Source organism: Micromonospora sp. NPDC005194, assembly GCF_040608335.1.
In the GTDB taxonomy this organism is placed as follows: Bacteria; Actinomycetota; Actinomycetes; order Mycobacteriales; family Micromonosporaceae; genus Micromonospora.
Genome location: NZ_JBEXIA010000013.1, coordinates 19,025 through 38,300, shown reverse-complemented (window position 1 = coordinate 38,300; position 19,276 = coordinate 19,025). Strand labels below are relative to the sequence as shown.

The window sequence follows — 19,276 nt, the reverse complement described above, 5'->3', positions numbered from 1 at the left end:
GTCGGACCGGGGACCCCGGGAAACCTGCCGCCGGCAGTGCCTCACCTACTGCCGGCGGCGGGTTGGCGCGTGAGCTACCCGATCAGAGAGCCGGGTACGCGTTGCGCATCAGCTCCTGGAACTGAGCCGAGAACCACGCACCGGAGATCGGCGCGTCCGGCAGGGCGCCGGTCGGGCTGTTGCCGTTGCGGGCGTTGCCGCCGTACGTCGGGTCGCACATCCGGTCGAAGCCCTTGCCCTCGTTGTTCGGGATCTCCTTGCTGGAGCCGTCCGACTCACCCGGGGGCTTCACCCAGACGTAGGCGTCGATACCCGTGGCCGGGTTCGCCCGGGGCCGCTCACCGAGACCGGCACCGGCCTGGTTGCACCAGTTGCCGGCGTGGGCCCGGCGGTCGATCCGACCACCGTTGACGTACGTGTCCACGCTGGTGGTCGCGCCCGGTCCGGTGGGCCGGTTGGCGCCGCCCCAGCCGTTGCGGGAGGTGTCGATCAGCATGCCGATGTTGGAGTTGAAGCCGACCGAGATCAGCTTGGTACGGAACGCCTGGGCGAAGGACAGCTCGTCGACGTAGAAGTTCCAGTCGACCCACTTGGACTGCCGCACCGTCTGGCCGTTCACGGTGTCGGTGATCTTGAAGTACGGCTCCACGAGCGCCGAGTAGTTCGCGGTGTTGGTGATGAAGCCGTGCACGTTGTTGACCGTGCTGCCGGAGGCGACCGCGGCGGTCTTCAGGATGTCGGCGGTCGGGCCGAAGTTGCTGTCCCAACCGAGCCAGCCGTGGTGCCCGGCGTCGATGTAGTTGTAGACGTTGCCGATCGCGCCCAGCTTGGCGAGGGCGTAGCCGACGCCGTTCACGTACGCGCCGTTGGCCTTGACCGTGTCACACATGACCGTGCCGCCGGCCTGACCGGACGTGTTGGTCACCAGGTTCGGCAGCGAGTCGATCTCGATGACGTTGATGATCCGCAGGTTCCGGTACTTCGAGTCGCTCTGGATCGCGGCGATCGGGTCGATGTACTCGGCCTTGTACCGGGGCAGGTCGTTCGGGCCCAGCTCACCGTTGGAGGCGAGCGCCGAGCAGTCCCGGCCGGGCAGGTTGTAGATCACGAACTGGATGTAGCCGGCGCCCTGGCGCAGCGCCTCGTCCAGGTGCTCCCGCACCCCGAACGCGCCGTTCGAGCTGCTGTTCGGAGTGCCGTTGATGGCGGCGATCCGGTCCAGCCAGACGGCGGTGGGGTTGTTCGAGACCCGGCTTCCACCCGGCTCGGCATCCGCCTTGGCCTTCCACTCCGGGTTCACGTACCCGCGCACACCGGCGTACGGGTTGTCGACCTTGGTGCCCGGCGGAGTCGTGGTCGGCGGGGCCGTGGTGGGCGGGGCCGTGGTCGGCGGCGCCGTGGTCGGGGGCGCCGTGGTCGGCGGGGCCGTGGTGGGCGGGGCCGTGGTCGGCGGCGGGGTGGTCGGGTTACCGGTGCCACCGTTGCAGACCACACCGTTCAGGGTGAACGAGGTCGGCTTCGGGTTGCTGCCGCTCCACGCGCCGTTGAACCCGATGTTCGTCGACGCACCATTGGCGAGGGTGCCGTTGTAGGACAAGCTCCGGGCGGTGACCTGGCTGCCGGACTGGGTGTAGGTGGCCGACCAGCCCTGCTGCACCCGCTGGCTGGAGTTGGGGAAGGTCCAGCCGAGCGTCCAACCGTTGACCGGGTCGCCGAGGTTCTTGATGGTGATGTTGGCGGTGAAGCCGCCCTGCCAGTCATTGGTCGTGTACGCGATGTCGCACTGCGTCGCGGCCTGCGCCGCGGTGACCGGGATTGTCACCAGCCCGCCGGCGACCAGAACGCCCGCGCCTGCGAGCGCGAGGGTCCGGCGTGGGCCGGACAGCCTTCTCCACACATTCATGCCACTGATCTCCTTGGGCGAGACCGGGCTCGCGTACGGCCCGGCGAGACGGCCCGGCGGGCGTCCTGCACGGACGGCCTCCGGCGCCACGGGATTCATTGGGGGGTGCCCGACCCGGACGGGCGGTGGTGGTTGGTGGTGATTGGCCGGCGCGACACCGACCGCTCGGCGGCCGGTTGTCGTCCGGCGAACCGGATGCCCTCGACGACCTGCCTGCGCGGTGTGGCTCCCCGAACCGCGTGCGCCGATTCTTGCATGGGAGCGCTTCCATGGCAATGGCTCGATGCGCGGCCTGCCCTCGACTCGGACGATACCCCCGAGCAGCGCGAGCGGCACCTGCCGTCCGTTACCGGGATGACCGCCGCGGGTCGAGCACTGCGGGTCGGCAACAGCGCGGTGCGTACGCAAGGTCCTGCGGGACCCGAGACGGCACTACGGGCCGCGAAAGCCCCGTAGCACTCCTTTGCTACTTACTATTAGTAAAGGTGAGAACACGAATCTTTCACTTGATAAGTCATGAAACGGTCTAACGTCGGTCTTAGCTCGGTTGTCGCCGAGCTCAGGACAACAGGGATGGAGTGACGCAGGTCATGGCTAAGAAGATGCTCGGGAAGGTCGTTGCGGGCGCCGCACTCGGCGGCGCGTCGCTCCTGGTGTTCGCGCCGGGGATCGCGTTCGCTGACGGGCACCACGACGACGACGGCAAGGTCTTCGCCAAGCCGCACGTCGTGAAGGCCGGCGACGAGGTCAAGCTCCTCGAGATCTGCCCGGATCGGCAGGAGCACGCGTTCGTGTGGTCCAAGGTCACCGGCAAGGTCAAGCTCAAGCCGGTACGGGACGACCGGGGCGAGGACCGCGGCGAGTGGAGCGAGGAGGAGGACTCCTACGACCACGACGACAAGGGCAAGGACGAGCACGGCAAGGACGAGCACGGCAAGGACGACAAGGGCAAGGACCACGAGGGCAAGGACGAGCAGGGCAAGGACGAGCACGGCAAGGACGAGCAGGGCAAGGACGAGCAGGGCAAGGACGAGCAGGGCAAGGACGAGCACGGCAAGGACGACAAGGGCAAGGACCACGAGGGCAAGGACGAGAACGGCAAGGACGAGCACGGCGACGACGAGTCGCAGCCGTCCGCCGATGACGCCCAGCCCGGTGGCCAGGGCGGCGGCGCTGCCGCCGACGCCTCCCGCGACGAGGACAGCAAGGACTGGACGGGCGAGGAGCACGGCCAGGACGCGGACGACAGCCGCGACAAGAAGGACTGGGAGTCCAAGGACAAGGACAAGAAGGACTCGGAGTCCAAGGACGAAGACAAGAAGGACTGGGACTCCAAGGACAAGGACAAGAAGGACTCGGAGTCCAAGGACAAGGACAAGAAGGACTCGGAGTCCAAGGACGAAGACAAGAAGGACTGGGAGTCCAAGGGCAACGAGTACGGCTCCGACGACGAGTACGGCTCCGACAAGGGCCGCGAGTACAGCTCCGACAAGGGCCACGAGTACGGCTCCGACAAGGGCCACGAGTACGGCTCCGACGACGAGTACGGCTCGGACAAGGGCTGGGAGTCCAAGGGCCGCGAGTACGGCTCCGACGAGGAGTACGGCTCCGACAAGGGCCGCGAGTACGGCTCCGACGAGGAGTACGGCTCGGACAAGGGCTGGGAGTCCAAGGGCCACGAATACGGCTCGGACGACGAGTACGGCTCCGACAAGGGCCGCGACCACGGCAAGGGCGAGGACGGCTGGGAGCACGAGCGCGAGTTCGTGTACTACGGCGAGGCCAAGGTCGACAAGGACGCCCGGCCGGGTCGCTACGAGCTCAAGGGCTCGTGCGGCGAGGGCGAACTGGTCGTGCTGCCCCACGGTGGGGTCGACGGCGGTGACGGCGGCGTCAGCACCGGCACCGACCGTGGTCTGGCCACCGGTGGCGCGAGCCTGCTCGGCGCTGCCGCGCTGGGCGGGATCGTGCTGATGCGTCGTCGGCGGACCGATGGTTCCCTCGTCTGACGTGACGGCGACACGGGCCGGCGGCCGTCACGGGAGACCGTGGCGCGCCGCCGGCGCGGCCGTCGTCGTCACCCTGGCCATGATCGGCGCCGGCATGATCGGCGCCTCGTTGCAGACCGGGCCCGCTCCCCGCCCTCCGCAGCCGCTCGCCCAGGCCGGCCCCGAGGTCCCCGGGCCGGCGGTCACCGGGAACGACGCCACGGCGCCGGACGATGGGGAGCACGCCGCGCAGGGCGACATTCCCGTCGGGCTGAACCGGGCTGCCCCGAGCACCATCGAGATCCCCCGCATCGGCGTCAACGCGACGATCATGTCGCTCGGCACCAACCCGGACGGCACCGTGCAGGTCCCCCCGTTGGAGCAGGCCGACCAGGCTGGCTGGTACGAGCCGGGCCCGAGCCCCGGTGAGACCGGCAACGCGGTCATCGTCGGGCACGTGGACTCGGCGAAGCTCGGCCCGGCCGTGTTCTTCGACCTCGGCTCTCTCGTGCCCGGCGACACGATCACGGTGCAGCGGGCGGACGGCCAGCCGGCGACGTTCCGGGTCGACTCGGTGAAGGCGTACCCGAAGACGTCCTTCCCCACCGAGCTGGTGTACGGGCCGAACGACCGGCCCGGCCTGCGGGTGGTCACCTGCGGCGGCCAGTTCGACGAGGCGGCCAAGAGCTACCAGGACAACGTGGTCGTCTTCGCCACCCTGGCGGCGTGAGGCAGGACGTACACGGACGCGGCCCGGCCGGTCGGGGTTACCCGATCGGCCGGACCGCGTCCGGCGTACCGAATCAGGCCGCGGCGGAGGTTCGCACCAGGGTGCGGATCTGGCGCAGCAGCACGGACAGGGCTGCGAGATCCGCCCGCGACTCGTCGAACTCCCCCATCGCCCGGCGGGCCCGGTGGATCGACGTGGCGTTCGACTGCTCCCACTGCTGCACCCGCTCGTGCGGCGGCTGATCCTCCGGGGTGGAGTCGAGCACCTCCGCCGTGAGCGCGGCCAGCGCGGCGTACAGGTCGTAGCGCAGCGCCATCCGCGCGAGGGTCTGCCAGCGGTCCTCGCGTGGCAGCAGGGAGATCTTCGACAGCAGCGAGTCCACCCGGAACAGGTCGGAGAGCACGAAGTAGACCGAGGCCACCTCGCTGACGTCCCGTCCGCTGCGGGTCGCGGTCTCCACGACGTCCAGCAGGCCGAAGCTGTACATCAGCCGGGTCGCCTGCTCCGCCAGCTCGCGGGGCAGCCCACGGTCGGTCATCGAGTCGATGTGCGCCTCGATGGCCTGCCGCTCGCCGCCGTAGAACAGCTCCTCCAGCCCCGGCAGGAGCCGGGCCACCCCGTCGCGCAGCCGGGAGATCTCGGTCGGCACGTCGATCGGCGAGCGCCGGTTGGTGACCAGCCAGCGCACCGCCCGGTCGAGCAGCCGGCGGGTGTCCAGGTAGACACTGGTCTGCAACTCGGGCGCGACCTTGTTGTCCAGCGCCTCCACCGCGTCCCACAGGTTCCGCAGGCCGAACACCTCGCTGACCACCACGTACGCCCGGATCACGTCCGCCGCGCTGGCCGCGGTCTCCTCGACGACCCGGAAGACGAACGAGATGCCGCCCCGGTTGATCGCCTCGTTGACCAGCACTGTGGTGACGATGTCCCGACGCAGCCGGTGCCGGCCCATCCGGTCGGCGAACCGCTCGCGCATCGGCGTCGGGAAGTAGTTGACCAGGACCTCGGTCGTCCACTCCTCGTCGGCCAACCCCTCGGTGAGGATCTCCCGTTCCAGGACGATCTTCACGTACGCGAGCAGCACCGCGAACTCCGGCGCGGTCAGTCCGGACTCGCTGCGGACCGCCAGCTCCTCGTCCGGAGGCAACGCCTCCAGCGCCCGGTCCAACCCGCCCGACCGCTCCAGCTCGTTGATCATCCGGCGGTGCACCGGGAGCAGCGAGGCGGCCTGGGCCTGGGCGTTGTTGATCGCCCGAGCCTGGTCGTAGTTGTCCCGCAGCACCAGCTCCGCGACCTCGTCGGTCATCCCGGCCAGCAGCTCGTCCCGCTCGGCAGTGGTCAACTCGCCGTCGGCCACCGCGGTGTTCAGCAGGATCTTGATGTTCACCTCGTGGTCGGAGGTGTCCACGCCGGCCGCGTTGTCGATGAAGTCGGTGTAGATGCGGCCACCGGTCAACGCGTACTCGATCCGGCCGAGCTGGGTCCAGCCCAGGTTGCCGCCCTCGCCCGCCACGCGGCAGCGCAGGCTGCGCCCGTCCACCCGGATCGCGTCGTTGGACTTGTCGCCCACCTCGGCGTTGGTCTGGGTGGACGCCTTGACGTACGTGCCGATGCCGCCGTTCCAGAACAGGTCCACCGGAGCGGTGACGATCGCCTTCATCAGCTCCTGCGGCGAGAGCTGGGTGACGTCGTCGTCGAGGCCGATCGCCGCCCGGACCTGCGGCGTGATCGGAATCGACTTCGCGGTACGCGGGACGATGCCGCCCCCGGCCGAGATCAGCTCGGGGTTGTAGTCCTCCCACGACGAGCGGGGCAGGTCGAACAGTCGACGACGCTCCGCGTACGAGGTGGCCGCGTCCGGATCGGGGTCGAGGAAGATGTGCCGGTGGTCGAACGCGGCCACCAGCCGGATGTGCTCGGAGAGCAGCATCCCGTTGCCGAAGACGTCCCCGGACATGTCGCCGACGCCGACGACTGTGAAGTCCTGGGTCTGGGTGTCCAGGCCCAGCTCGCGGAAGTGCCGCTTGACCGACTCCCACGCCCCCCGGGCGGTGATGCCCATCTTCTTGTGGTCGTAGCCGGCGGAACCGCCGGAGGCGAACGCGTCGCCCAGCCAGAAGTTGTGCGCCAGGGAGATCTCGTTGGCGATGTCGGAGAACGTCGCCGTCCCCTTGTCCGCCGCCACCACGAGGTACGGGTCGTCGCCGTCGTGCCGGACCACGTCCTCGGGCGGCACGATCTGCCCGCTGACGATGTTGTCGGTGACGTCCAGCATCGCGCCGACGAACTCCTGGTAGCAGGCGACCGCCTCGTCCCGGTCGCCCGGCTTCTGCTTCAGCACGAAGCCGCCCTTGGCACCCACCGGCACGATCACGGTGTTCTTCACCATCTGCGCCTTGACCAGGCCCAGCACCTCGGTCCGGAAGTCCTCCCGACGGTCGGACCAGCGCAACCCGCCCCGGGCCACCGGCCCGAACCGCAGGTGCACGCCCTCGAACCGGGGCGAGTAGACGAAGATCTCGAACTTCGGCCGGGGCGCCGGCAGGTCCGGGATGGCCTGCGGGTCGAGCTTGAACGCCACGTACGCCTTCGGCCGCCCGCCGACCGGCTTCTGGTAGAAGCTGGTCCGCAGCGTCGCCTCGATCAGCGTGAGGTACGAGCGCAGGATCCGGTCCTGGTCGAGGCTCGCCACGTCGTCCAGCGCGCCTCGGATCGTCTCCACCAACTCGCCGCTGCGCTGCTGCCGCTGCTCGGCGGTCAGCTCGCCCGGCGCGAAGCGCGTCTCGAACAGCTCCACCAACAGGGTGGCGAGCTTCGGGTACGCGATGAAGGTCTGCTCCATGTAGTCCTGCGAGAAGACCGTGCCGGCCTGCCGCAGGTACTTCGCGTACGCCCGCAGCACCACCACCTGCCGCCAGGTCAGCCCGGCGCGCAGCACCAGCTCGTTGAACCGGTCCACCTCGGCCTCGCCGCGCCACGCCGCCGCGAACGCGTTCTCCACGTGTGGGCGTACCTCGGACAGCTCGTGGTGCCCCTCGGGCAGCCTGAGGCCGAAGTCGTACAGGTAGACCCGACCGTCGATCCGGTCCACCTCGTACGGGTGCTCGTCGACCACGCGGACGCCGAGCGAGTGCAGCACCGGCAGCACCGCGGAGAGCATCATCGGCTCGCCGTACCGGTAGACCTTGAACCGGACGTCCATCGTCTCGGCCAGGTCGGCCCCCGGCATCCGGGTGCCGGGCCGAGGTGCCAACTGCTTGCGGAACAGGTGCATCTCCAGCTGGCCGGGCTCCTCCAGCAGCTCCAGCTTCGCCAGGTCCTTCATCGCCTCGTACGGCGTGTGCCCGTCCTTGTAGCCCTCCGGGAACGCGTCGGCGTACCGGGTGAACAGGTGCTTGGCCTGCTCGTCGCCGAGCTTGCGTTCCAGCACCAGCCGGTAGTCGTCGTCCCAGAGCCGGGTGGCGTCGGCCAGCTCCTCGGCCAGCAGGTCGGCGTCGATGTCGCCGGGCGGCCGGGTCGGGTCGGTACGGACGATGAAGTGCACCCGAGCCAGCATCGACTCGGTGACCCGGGTCGTGTAATCCACCCCGACGCCGTTCAGCTCACGCAGCAGGATGTCCTGCATGCGCAGCCGGTTCTGGGTGGTGAACCGGTCCCGGGGAAGGTAGATCAGGCAGGAGATGAACCGCCCGTACGCGTCGCGGCGCAGGAACACCCGCAGCTGCCGGCGGCCCGCCATCCGCAGCACGCCGATCACCGCGTGGTACAGGTCGTCGGTCTTGATCTGGAACAGCTCGTCGCGCGGGTAGGTCTCCAGGATCTGCAGCAGATCCTTGCCGGAGTGGCTGCGCCGGCTCAGGCCGGAGCGGTCGAGCACCTCCGCGACCTTACGACGCACCACCGGCAGCTCCCGGACGCTGGTCCGGTATGCCGCGGTGGAGAACAGGCCCAAAAAGCGCCGCTCCCCGATGACCTCGCCCTCGGAGTTGAAGATCTTGAACCCGATGTAGTCCAGGTACGCCGAGCGGTGCACGGTGGCCCGCGAGTTGGCCTTGGTGATGATGAGCAGGCGCTTCTCCAGCACCTTCTCGTGTGCCTCGTGCGTCATCGACGACAGCGACCGGGCCTCCGGGGAGTCCGAGCGCAGGATGCCCAGGCCGGTGCCGAGCACCGCCTCCAGTGCCTTGCCGTCCACCTGGTCGGCGGGGTTCCCGTCCGGGGCGTCCACCAGGCGGTACTCGCGGTAGCCGAGGAACGTGAAGTGGTCGTGCGCCAGCCAGCGCAGCAGCTCCACCGAGTCGGTGATGTCCTTCTCCGGCACCGGCGGACGGTTGTCCGAGGTGCGGGCCGAGGCCAGCTCGTCGGCGAGCGCGAGCGCACGCTGACGCATCTTCGGCCAGTCCTCCACGGCCTCCCGCACGTCGGTGAGCACCCGTTGCAGCTCACGGCGCAGCCGGTCGCGTTCGGCGGCGTCCCGGACCGGGTCGATCTCGATCCGCATCCAGCTCTCGATGATGTCGCCGGCGATCGCGTCGTCCGGCTCCACGTCCGCCGAGACCTCGGTGAGCCGGCCCAGCGGCTCGCGCCGGACCACCACCAGCGGGTGCACCAGCAGGTGCACGTCCAGGTGGTACGAGTTGAGCAGCGCGGTCACCGAGTCGACCAGGAACGGCATGTCGTCGGTGACGATCTCGACAACGGTGTGGTGCTGGTCGGCGTGCGGCTCGTGGATCCGCAGCTTCAACTCGCCGGGCACCCGCTGCTGGGCCAGGTCCCGGTGCGCCCGGGCCGCGTCGAGCATCTCCTCCGCCGTGAAGCCGACCAGCTCCTCGTCCGGGGCGAACCGCCAGAAGCGACCGACCAGGGTCGCCGCGTCGTGGTCGTCCCCGGCGAGCGCGACAGCCTGGGCCACCAGGCGCTCCGCGTTGGGGACCGGTTCGTCGAGCTCGGCATCCTCCACGTCGTCGGCCAACGCCTCGGTCGGCAGGCCCAGATCGTAGATGGTGTCGATGCTCGACCCGGTCAGCCCCGTGACGCCCGTGTCGAGCCGGCCGTAGCCGTCCCCGTCGGTCGCCGAATCGAAGCTGTCGTCGTCCCGGCCGGAGTCATCCTGCCGGAGGTCGGGTTCCGGTTTGATCGCCGGACGCCGGTCCATCGGTGCCACTCCCCTCGACCCACCGCGTTGTGGGTCACTCTGCCGCCCAGCGTAGGCCTGCCGTTTCGCGCCTTGGTCGGCGGACCACTGGCCGGACGTCCGGATCCGGACTTTGTCCTTTCACCCGTTGCGGGTCCGAGGTTGGCCGGTTGCGGGATACCCCGCCCCGCGATGTTCATCACACCGGCCCGGCCCGTCTTTCCGCACGTCGAGCGCCACACGGGACGTTGGGGACACCCTTCGCGTACTACCGTGCAGGGCAGCCCGAGACCGGAAGGACCGCTTCATGACCTTGTCCTACCCCCGGCCCCACCGGCCGAATCGCGCCCGACGGGTCGCCGCGCTCACTGCGACCCTGCTCACCGCTGGCGTCCTGGCGGCGTGCTCCGGCGACGACGGGCCGGAGCGCAGCGCCGACGCCTTCCTCGCCGGCTGGCGCAGTGGCGATCTGCAGGCGGTCGCGATGGTCGACACGACCGGCGCCAAGGTGCCGGCGGCCGAGGTGGCCAAGGAGATCAAGGAGCTGTCCGGCGAGTTGGCGGCCACCCCGCCCACCCTGACCCGGCAGGGCGAACCGAAGATCACCAAGAACATCGCGACCACGACGATCCGGGTCGACTGGCCCCTGCCGGGCCAGACCCACTGGACGTACGACCGGGAGCTGCGGCTCGTCCAGGGCGACGACGACCAGTGGCAGGTGATGTGGGAGCCGCGGGTGATCCACGAGCAGCTCACCAAGGGCGACCGGCTGGGGCTGCGCCGCGACACCGGCCCCCGGGCGGGCCTGCTGGACGCGGCCGGCAAGCCGATCGTGGCGCCCCGCCCGGTGGTGCGGGTGGGTGTGCAACCGAACCAGGTCACCGACATCAAGAAGCTGGTCAAGGATCTCGACGCGGCCTTCAAGGCGATCCGTCCGGCCCTGGTGCCCGCCGTCGACCTGGCCGACCTGCCGAAGCGGGTGGCCGAGGCCGACCCGGGCGCGCTCGTCGAGGTGGTGACCCTGCGCGAGGACGCGTACCGGCAGATCAAGCCGCGGATCTACGACCTGCCCGGCACCAAGTTCGTCTCCGACAAGCTCGACCTGGCGCCGACCCGGGAGTTCGCCCGCGCGCTGCTCGGCTCGGTCGACCCGGCGCAGGCCGACGACCTCGCCGCCCACCCGGACCGGTACGTCACCGGCGACCTGGTCGGGCACGGCGGGTTGCAGGGTCGCTACGACGAGCGGCTGCGCGGCGCCCCCGGTCTGACGGTCGTCGTCGAGCGGCCCGCCGAGGACGGCAAGCTGGCAGCCACCGGCACCGAGCTGTTCCACCGGGAGCCGCAGCCCGGTCAGGCGCTGAAGACCACCCTGGACGTGGCCACCCAGAACGCGGCCGACGCAGCCCTGCGCGCGGAGCCGCGCCGAGCCGCCCTGGTGGCGGTACGCATCAAGGACGGCGCGGTGCTCGCCGCCGCCAACGGTCCCGGGCCGGCCGGCGAGAACCTGGCCTTCACCGCCCAGGTGCCGCCGGGCTCCACGTTCAAGATGGTCAGTGCGCTGGGTCTGCTGGACCGGGGCGCGGTCACCCTGGACGGGCCGGTGGAGTGCAAGAAGACCTTCACCGTCGATGGCCGGTCCTTCAAGAACTCGGACAACTTCGAGTTGGGCTCGGTGCCGTTCCGCACCGACTTCGCCAAGTCCTGCAACACGGCTTTCGCCTCGTTGGCCCCGAAGCTCGGCGGTGACGGGCTGGCCGCCGCCGGCCGCTCGCTGGGCCTGGAGGGGCAGTGGGATCTCGGCACGGACGCCTTCACCGGCAAGGTGTCGACCGGCGGCAGCCTGGCCGAGCAGGCCGCCGCGTCGTTCGGCCAGGGCACCACGCTGGTCAGCCCCCTGGCCATGGCCGGCGCCACCGCGGCCGTCGCCCGGGGCCGCTTTGAGCAGCCGAAGCTGCTGGTCGACCCGGCGCCGGCCAAGCCGGCCCCGCCCGGCGAGCAGCTGAAGCCCGAGTCCGTCGCGGCGCTGCGGACGATGATGCGCGAGGTGGTCACCGCCGGCACCGGGAGCGCGCTCAAGGACGTTCCGGGCGGCGAGGTGTACGGCAAGACCGGCACCGCCGAGTACGACGACAACCCGGCCCACACGCACGCCTGGTTCGTCGGCTGGCGGGGTGACGTCGCGTTCGCCGTGTTCGTGGAGAAGGGCGGGGCCAGCACCGCCTCAGCCGTCCCGATCGCCGAGCGCTTCCTCCGGGCCCTGCCCGCCACCTGACCCGCCGCACGCCGCTGGTCGCCACCCGCGCCCAGCGGTGATCCACCCGGTTCTGCGGAAACCGGGGTGTCCAGGCCATCCGGACACCCCGGTTTCGCTGATTCCGGGGTGGATCGCGGCGAGGTGGGCCGGGACCGGATCAGGCGGAGTCGGCTTCGTGCCTCTCCGGCGGGGTCTCCGTCGGCGGGGAGGGTCGTCGGAGCAGACCCGGGCCGGCCGACGCGGGCGGACCGACCGGTTCGCGCTCGACCGTGGCCGCGATCTGGGCCGCGAGGCCGGATGGCTCGGCTGGGGCCCGCCCGCCCGCGCCGGGTGGCGCCACCGCCGGCGCGACGCCGTCAGCCACCGCACCGTCAGCCACCGCGCCGATCGACGAACGGACGCCGGAGGGACCGACGCCGGCAGACCCGACGCCCGGGGGCTGACTGCCGGAGGCGTCGCCATCGGAAAGGTCGTCGCCGCCGCGCTCGTCGACCCGATCGGGGCCGTCGCGCCCGGCGAGGCGCGCGGCACGATCGAGCCCATCACGCCCGGCGAGCCGCTCGCTGGCGGTCGCGGCCCGGCCGTTGCCACGCCGCGGGGAGGGCGTGGGCCGGGGCGACAGCAGTCGGGGTGGCACCGCCTCCGGGGCGGTGACCGGGGCCAGGCCGGCGACCACGGTGTTGACGATCTCGGCGGCGTACGAGCCGTCCGGGTCGTAGTCGGGGTCGAAGACGGTCAACTCGACGCCGAGGCAGTGTGGGGTGTCGACCAGGCCGGCGAGCAGGATCTCCAGCTCGGCGAAGGCGATGCCACCCGGGTCGGGGGCGTCCACGGCCGGCATCACCGCCGGGTCGAGCACGTCGACGTCGATGTGCACCCAGTAGCCCGCGCAGTCGGCGAGCTGCTCGTGCGCCCACTGGGCCGTCCGGGCGGCGCCCTCGGCGCGCAGCGCCGGCACCGGTCGGGTGGTGATGCCCGCGGCCTGGAGGTCGAGGCGGTACTCGTCCTGCGCCCGGATGCCGAGCACCACCACGTCGATGTCGCGGAAGTAGGGTCGACGGCCCTCCAGCGCGGCCAGGTCGGCCTGCCCGCGCCCGGTGACGAGGGCCAGGTCCTCCCCGGCGGCCGCGCCGACGTAGGAGGCGTTGCCGGGGTGCCGGAAGTCGGAGTGCCCGTCGACGAAGACCAGCCCGATCCGCCCGCCGACCGCCTCACCGAGGCGGTGCATGGCCAGCGCGGAGCCGAGCAGCACGGAGCAGTCACCGCCCAGCACCACCGGGAACTCGCCCCGGTCGATGATCGAGCCGACCCGCTCGGCGAGGGCGAGGGAGTAGTCGGCGATCTCCCGGGCGTGGCACACGCCGTCACCGGGCCGCCAGTCGCCGGGGTCGTACCGGGGTGGGGTGACGCAGCCGGCGTCGCGGGCCCGCAGCCGGGCCAGCAGGTCGTGGTCGCGCAACGCGCCGGGCGCCTTGGCGCAGCCCGGCACGGAGGTGGATGTCGGCGGTCGCAGGCCGAGATTTGTCGGCGCGTCGAGGACGGCGATCCGGCGCATCATGAGCTCCCGTCCTCGGTGGTCGGGCGGGCCGGCGAAACGCCGGCCCGCGCTGGCGTACTACGAACTCACGATCCGTGCGGCGAACTCAGAACAGGGCGCTGGCCAGGGCCCGTCGGGCCGAGGCGACCGCCGGGTCGTCCGGGCCGGCGATGGAGAACAGCGACACCAGGTGCTGGCGGACCGTCTCACGGTCCTCACCGGCGGTCCGCCGGACCAGGCCGACGAGCCGGGCGTACGCCTGCTCGGCCAGGCCGCTGAGCACCTCGATGTCGGCGGCCAGCAGTTGGGCCGCGACGTCGTCGGGGGCGCTCTCGGCGGCGGCGAGCGCGGTGGCCGGGTCGGCGCCGGCCACCCGGCGGGCCACGCCGACCTGGGCCAGGCCCGCCGTGGCCGCGGCGTCCGCCGGGGCGTCGGCGAGGATCTTGCGGTACGCCTGCTCGGCCGCGTCCAGGTCGCCGCTCATGAGCGCGTCGTCCGCCTCGTCGAGGCGCGGGTCCTCCGGTTCGGCGACGGCCACGCCACCGGCCTTGAGCACCGCCTGGATCCACTGGCGAAGTTGGGCCTCGGGCACCACACCGGAGAAGGCGTCGATCGGCTGGCCGCCGACGACCGCGTAGACCATGGGGATGCCCTGGACCCGGAACATCTGGGCGATCCGCGGGTTTTCCTGCACGTCGACCCGGGCGAGCACCCAGGTGCCACCGCTCTCGGCGGCCAGCCGCTCCAGCACCGGGGCGAACTCGTCGCTCTCCGGGAAGCCGGCCGCACCGAAGAAGACGATGACGGGCATGGCCATCGACCGTTCGAGCACATCGGCCTGGATGGTCGCCTCGGTGACGTCGACGATGGCGGCGTTGCCGCCGGCGGTCTGCGCGCCGGGCACGCCGGCGGACGGGCCGCCCTGCGGGGGTGTGCCGGGGCGGGTACTGGCTGGTGCGGGGCCGCGCAGCGTGCTGAGGTCGACCGCGCCGCGGGTGAAGATCGACGAGGTGATCCGTGGGTCGCTCATGGTTACCTAGTCTCGCACGCGAGCCCGGAATCCCGGCTCACCCACAACTGCGACGTTGCGACTCTCACGCCCCATTCCACCCCCGGCGATCGGGCAGTTCCGCCGCCGAGACGGGGCGTCCGTCCGGCAGCGACCGCGCGATCGACGGGGGTGGTGGTATGGGTCAGAAACGGGCGGGTTCGCGGTAGGTGCCCCACTCGGCCCGGAGGGCGTCGCAGATCTCGCCCAGGGTCGCTTCGGCGCGGACCGCGTCGAGCATGGCGGGGATCATGTTCTCGTCGGTGCGGCTGGCCTCGACCATGCGGGCGACCGCGGCCTTGACCGCGGCGTCGTCGCGTCCGGCCTTGCGCTCGGCGAGCACCCGGCGCTGCTCCAGCTCCACCTCGTGCGAGATGCGCAGGATCTCCAGCTCCTTGGCGACCGTGCCGGTGTGGCAGTTGACCCCGACGATCTTCTTGTCGCCCTTCTCCAGGGCCTGCTGGTAGACGAATGCCGACTCGGCGATGTGCCCGGTGAACCAGCCGTCCTCGATACCGCGCAGGATGCCGGAGGTCATCGGGCCGATCTGGTGCGGCGCGTCGCCGCCGAGCTGCCGGATCCGGGCGAAGATCTCCTCCGCCTCGGCCTCGATCTTGTCGGTCAGCGCCTCGACGTACCAGGAGCCGCCGAGCGGGTCGGCCACGTTGACCACCCCGGTCTCCTCCATCAGCACCTGCTGGGTACGCAGGGCGATCTCGGCGGACTCGTCGGTGGGCAGCGCCAGGGTCTCGTCCAGCGCGTTGGTGTGCAGCGAGTTCGTTCCGCCGAGCACCGCCGCGAGCGCCTCGACGGCGGTGCGTACGACGTTGTTGACCGGCTGCTGAGCGGTCAGCGACACCCCGGCGGTCTGTGTGTGGAACCGCAGCCAGAGGGCCTTCTCGCTGGTCGCGCCGTAGACGTCACGCAGCCAGCGGGCCCAGATCCGGCGGGCGGCGCGGAACTTGGCGATCTCCTCGAAGAAGTCGAGGTGCGAGTCGAAGAAGAAGCTCAGCCCCGGCGCGAAGACGTTCACGTCCAGGCCACGCGAGAGGCCCAGCTCCACGTAGCCGAAACCGTCGGCCAGGGTGTACGCCAGCTCCTGCGCGGCGGTCGAGCCGGCCTCGCGGATGTGGTAGCCGGAGACCGACAGCGGCTTGTAGCGCGGGATCTCCGCCGCGCAGTACTCCATCAGGTCGCCGATCAGGCGCAGGTGCGGCTCGGGGTCGAAGAGCCACTCCTTCTGCGCGATGTACTCCTTGAAGATGTCGGTCTGCAGCGTGCCGTCCAGCTTGGACAGGTCGGCGCCCTGCCGCTCGGCGGCCACCAGGTACATGCAGAACACCGGCACGGCCGGGCCGGAGATGGTCATCGAGGTGGTGACGTCGGCCAGGTCGATGCCGTCGAAGAGCGCCTGCATGTCGGTGGCGGTGTCGATGGCGACGCCGCAGTGGCCGACCTCGCCGAGCGCCTGCGGATCGTCCGAGTCGCGGCCCATCAGCGTCGGCATGTCGAACGCGACCGACAGGCCGCCGCCGCCGGCGCCGAGGATCATCTTGTACCGCTCGTTGGTCTGCTGGGCGTTGCCGAAGCCGGCGAACTGCCGGATCGTCCAGGTCCGCCCGCGGTAGCCGGTTGGATGAAGACCCCGGGTGTACGGGTACTCGCCCGGCCAGCCGATCCGCTCGAAGCCCGGGTACGCGCTGCCCTCCGGCGGCCCGTAGACCGGCTCCACCGGCATCCCGGAGAGCGTGGTGAAGTCGGCGTCCCGCTTGCGCGCGGAGTCGTACCGGGCCTGCCAGCGTGCCCGTCCGGCGTCGATCTCGTCGGCGTCCATGCGCAGGGCTCCTCCTCGGTTCCTCGACTGCACGTCGAGTGTAGAGCCCTGGCCTGAACGATCGCTAAGTAAGCTCGTACCGACGAGTAACCAGGTCAGAGCGTGGGAGCGGCGGAAGCGCCCATCGCCACGTCGTCCACCCGGATGTTGACCTCGTCGACCCGCAGCCCGTACGCCTCGACGGCCTCGGTGACCCGGGCCCGCACCTGCCCGGTGATCTCCGGCACCGGCTGACCGGCCTCGATCACCAGCACCAGGTTGACCACGGCGGCGTCGCCGGTCACGTGTGCCGAGCAGCCCCGCCGGGCGTCGCCCACCTGGTCCAGCCCGACCCGGTCGAGGACGGAGTTGAAGAACCGGGCGACGTCGCCGCCCAGCTCGGCAACCCCGGGCACCGCGCGAGCCGCAGCGACGGCGATCTTCTCGATCACCTCGTCGGCGACCTGCGTCGTGCCGCCGGCCGGCGCCGTCGTCGCGCTCAGCTCCTGGGTCGCCTCGTGATCCATGCCCACTCCCCCTGCTCCTCACGCCGACCCCACCGCCGTGGGGCGGTGCGAGCCTACAAGGGTCGGGCAGCGCAGGGCTGTCCGGCGTGGACGGTCACCGGGCGAGCTGGGCGAGCAGGGTGTCCGCCGCCGCGTACGGGTCGAGGCCACCCTCGGCCACCGTGGCGGCGAGCGTGCTCAGCTCCGTACCGTCGCGCAGTGAGCCGATCCTGGCGCGGAGGGCGCCGAGCGCGATGGCCTCGATCTCGGCGGCGGCCCGCGCCTCCTGGCGGCGGCGCAGCTCGCCGTGCTCGACCAGCCAGCCCCGGTGCTTGTCGATGGCGGCGGCGATGTCGTCGATGCCCTCGCCCCGGGCCGCGACCGACCGGACCACCTGAGGCCGCCACTGCCCCGGGCCGCGCTCACCCAGGGCGATCATGCCCTGGATGTCGCGGACGGTGGCGTCGACGCCGTCCCGGTCGGCCTTGTTGACCACGAACACGTCGGCGATCTCCAGGATGCCGGCCTTGACCGCCTGGATCGCGTCACCCATGCCGGGGGCGAGCAGCACGAGCGTGGTGTCGGCCAGCGAGGCGACCTCCACCTCGGCCTGCCCGACGCCGACGGTCTCCACCAGCACCACGTCACAGCCGGCGCCCTCCAGCACGCGGACCGCCTGCGGTGTCGCCGCCGCCAGCCCGCCGAGGTGCCCCCGGCTGGACATCGACCGGATGTAGACGCCCGGATCGGTGGCGTGGTCCTGCATACGCACCCGGTCGCCGAGGATCGCCCCGCCGGTGAACGGGCTGGACGGGTCGACCGCCAGCACGCCGACCCGGTGCCCACGTGCCCGCAGCGCGCGGACCAGCTCGTTGGTGGTGGTGGACTTGCCCACCCCCGGCGAGCCGGTGAGCCCGACGACCTGGGCCTGCCCGGCGTACGGCGCCAACGCGGCGGCGATCGCCGGCAGCAGGGTGTCGCCGTTCTCCACCAGGGTGATCAGGCGGGCCACCGCACGGGGGTCACCGGTGCGGGCCCGCTCGACCAGCAGCGGCACGTCCCGGCTGCGGCGCACGGACGTGGTGGCCGCCGCCGGGACGCCCTCGATCGCATCGCTCACTGTGCAGCCGCTGCGCTTCCCGGCACGTGGATGATCAGCGCGTCGCCCTGGCCGCCGCCGCCGCAGAGAGCGGCCGCGCCGGTGCCGCCGCCGCGCCGCTTCAGCTCCAGGGCGAGGGTGAGGACGAGACGCGCACCGGACATGCCGATCGGGTGGCCCAGCGCGATCGCGCCGCCGTTGACGTTGACCTTGTCGGGGCTGATGCCGAGGTCGCGGGTGGACTGGATGCCGACCTGCGCGAACGCCTCGTTGATCTCGATGAGGTCCAGGTCCTGCACGCTCAGGCCGCCCTTCTTCAGGGCGTGGTTGATCGCGTTGGACGGCTGCGAGTGCAGGGAGTTGTCCGGGCCGGCGACGTTGCCGTGGGCACCGATCTCGGCCAGCCAGGTCAGGCCCAGCTCGTTGGCCTTGGCCTTGCTCATGACGACCACGGCGGCGGCGCCGTCGGAGATCGGCGAGGAGCTGCCGGCGGTGATCGTGCCGCCCTTGGCGAAGGCGGGACGCAGCTTGGCCAGGGACTCGACGGTGGTGTCCGGGCGGATGCCCTCGTCGTCGCTGATCACCAGCGGGTCACCCTTGCGCTGCGGGATCAGCACCGGGGTGATCTCCTCGGCGAAGTGGCCGTTCTTCTGCGCGGCGGCGGCCCGCTGGTGGCTGGCCGCGGCGAAGGCGTCCTGCTCCTCGCGGGAGATGCCGTGCTTCGTGCCGAGCCGCTCGGTCGACTCGCCCATGGAGCAGCAGTCCCAGGCGTCGCTGAGCCCGTCGTGCGCCATGTGGTCCTTGACCACCACGTCGCCGTACTTGTAGCCGGTGCGCTGGCCCATCAGCAGGTGCGGGGCGTTGGTCATCGACTCCATGCCGCCGGCCACCACGATGTCGAACTCGCCGGCCCGGATGAGCTGGTCGGCCAGGGCGATCGCGTCCAGGCCGGAGAGGCAGACCTTGTTGATGGTCAGCGCCGGCACCGACATCGGCACGCCGGCCTCGACCGCCGCCTGCCGGGCCGGGATCTGCCCGGCGCCCGCCTGGAGCACCTGGCCCATGATCACGTACTGGACCTGGTCCGGGCTGACGCCGGCCCGCTCCAGGGCCGCCTTGATGGCGATCCCGCCGAGCTTGGTGGCCGGGAGGTCCTTGAGGTTGCCCAGCAGCCGCCCCATCGGGGTCCGCGCGCCGCTGACGATCACCGAAGCCATGCCTGCCTCCGAGGGGGGTGCCGAGCTGTACGCCTTAACGATTGTTC

At 71.3% G+C, this 19,276-nt stretch carries 10 protein-coding genes and 1 pseudogene; 3 read left to right on the top strand and 8 right to left on the bottom strand.

The features are described from left to right. Positions 1-82: 82 nt before the first annotated feature. Positions 83-1,903 carry a glycoside hydrolase family 6 protein gene (locus ABZU53_RS13850; protein ID WP_355066059.1) on the bottom strand — a complete coding sequence of 607 codons (1,821 nt, stop codon included), beginning with the start codon at positions 1,901-1,903 and terminating at the stop codon, positions 83-85. 590 nt (positions 1,904-2,493) lie between these two features. On the opposite strand from ABZU53_RS13850, the gene ABZU53_RS13845 reads away from it, so the two are divergent. Together ABZU53_RS13845 and ABZU53_RS13840 are read left to right on the top strand one after the other, a co-directional pair. After that, positions 2,494-3,912 carry a hypothetical protein gene (locus ABZU53_RS13845; protein WP_355066057.1) on the top strand — a complete coding sequence of 473 codons (1,419 nt, stop codon included), beginning with the start codon at positions 2,494-2,496 and terminating at the stop codon, positions 3,910-3,912. Position 3,913: 1 nt separating this feature from the next. Continuing rightward, complete coding sequence (locus ABZU53_RS13840; RefSeq protein WP_355066056.1) at positions 3,914-4,621, top strand: class F sortase; 708 nt, start codon at positions 3,914-3,916, stop codon at positions 4,619-4,621. A gap of 73 nt (positions 4,622-4,694) precedes the next feature. Here the strand turns inward: ABZU53_RS13840 and ABZU53_RS13835 are convergent, their stop codons facing one another. Beyond that, positions 4,695-9,776 (bottom strand): NAD-glutamate dehydrogenase, encoded by a 5,082-nt coding sequence (locus ABZU53_RS13835; protein ID WP_354856971.1) that lies wholly within the window; start codon positions 9,774-9,776, stop codon positions 4,695-4,697. A gap of 286 nt (positions 9,777-10,062) precedes the next feature. Between ABZU53_RS13835 and ABZU53_RS13830 the strand changes: the two genes are divergently transcribed. Beyond that, a complete protein-coding gene (locus tag ABZU53_RS13830) occupies positions 10,063-12,027 on the top strand; it encodes a penicillin-binding transpeptidase domain-containing protein (protein ID WP_355066054.1) in 1,965 nt (654 codons plus the stop codon). A gap of 571 nt (positions 12,028-12,598) precedes the next feature. Here the strand turns inward: ABZU53_RS13830 and ABZU53_RS13825 are convergent. The 6 genes and pseudogenes from ABZU53_RS13825 to ABZU53_RS13800 all read right to left on the bottom strand — a co-directional run. Beyond that, positions 12,599-13,567: pseudogene (locus tag ABZU53_RS13825) on the bottom strand (arginase family protein); the annotation flags it as partial. An 85-nt stretch (positions 13,568-13,652) separates the two neighbouring features. Continuing rightward, positions 13,653-14,576, bottom strand: coding sequence for a tetratricopeptide repeat protein (locus ABZU53_RS13820; protein ID WP_354856966.1), 924 nt, complete (start codon positions 14,574-14,576; stop codon positions 13,653-13,655). 163 nt (positions 14,577-14,739) lie between these two features. Then, complete coding sequence (locus ABZU53_RS13815; protein WP_355066052.1) at positions 14,740-16,428, bottom strand: methylmalonyl-CoA mutase family protein; 1,689 nt, start codon at positions 16,426-16,428, stop codon at positions 14,740-14,742. 95 nt (positions 16,429-16,523) lie between these two features. After that, entirely contained in the window at positions 16,524-16,934 is a 411-nt protein-coding gene (locus ABZU53_RS13810; RefSeq protein ID WP_355066050.1) for an Asp23/Gls24 family envelope stress response protein, read from the bottom strand. A 94-nt stretch (positions 16,935-17,028) separates the two neighbouring features. Then, positions 17,029-18,033 (bottom strand): methylmalonyl Co-A mutase-associated GTPase MeaB, encoded by a 1,005-nt coding sequence (gene meaB, locus ABZU53_RS13805; protein ID WP_354856960.1) that lies wholly within the window; start codon positions 18,031-18,033, stop codon positions 17,029-17,031. After that, entirely contained in the window at positions 18,030-19,229 is a 1,200-nt protein-coding gene (locus tag ABZU53_RS13800; RefSeq protein WP_355066048.1) for an acetyl-CoA C-acetyltransferase, read from the bottom strand. The genes meaB and ABZU53_RS13800 overlap by 4 nt, the downstream gene beginning before the upstream one ends. Positions 19,230-19,276: the final 47 nt, after the last annotated feature.

Excerpts from the sequence above, each read along its gene's own strand:
- ABZU53_RS13850 (WP_355066059.1), bottom strand. The coding sequence starts at position 1,903 with ATGAATGTGTGGAGAAGGCTGTCCGGCCCACGCCGGACCCTCGCGCTC.
- ABZU53_RS13815 (WP_355066052.1), bottom strand. The coding sequence starts at position 16,428 with ATGGACGCCGACGAGATCGACGCCGGACGGGCACGCTGGCAGGCCCGG.
- ABZU53_RS13820 (WP_354856966.1), bottom strand. The coding sequence starts at position 14,576 with ATGAGCGACCCACGGATCACCTCGTCGATCTTCACCCGCGGCGCGGTC.
- ABZU53_RS13810 (WP_355066050.1), bottom strand. The coding sequence starts at position 16,934 with ATGGATCACGAGGCGACCCAGGAGCTGAGCGCGACGACGGCGCCGGCC.
- ABZU53_RS13835 (WP_354856971.1), bottom strand. The coding sequence starts at position 9,776 with ATGGACCGGCGTCCGGCGATCAAACCGGAACCCGACCTCCGGCAGGAT.
- ABZU53_RS13845 (WP_355066057.1), top strand. The coding sequence starts at position 2,494 with ATGGCTAAGAAGATGCTCGGGAAGGTCGTTGCGGGCGCCGCACTCGGC.
- ABZU53_RS13800 (WP_355066048.1), bottom strand. The coding sequence starts at position 19,229 with ATGGCTTCGGTGATCGTCAGCGGCGCGCGGACCCCGATGGGGCGGCTG.
- ABZU53_RS13830 (WP_355066054.1), top strand. The coding sequence starts at position 10,063 with ATGACCTTGTCCTACCCCCGGCCCCACCGGCCGAATCGCGCCCGACGG.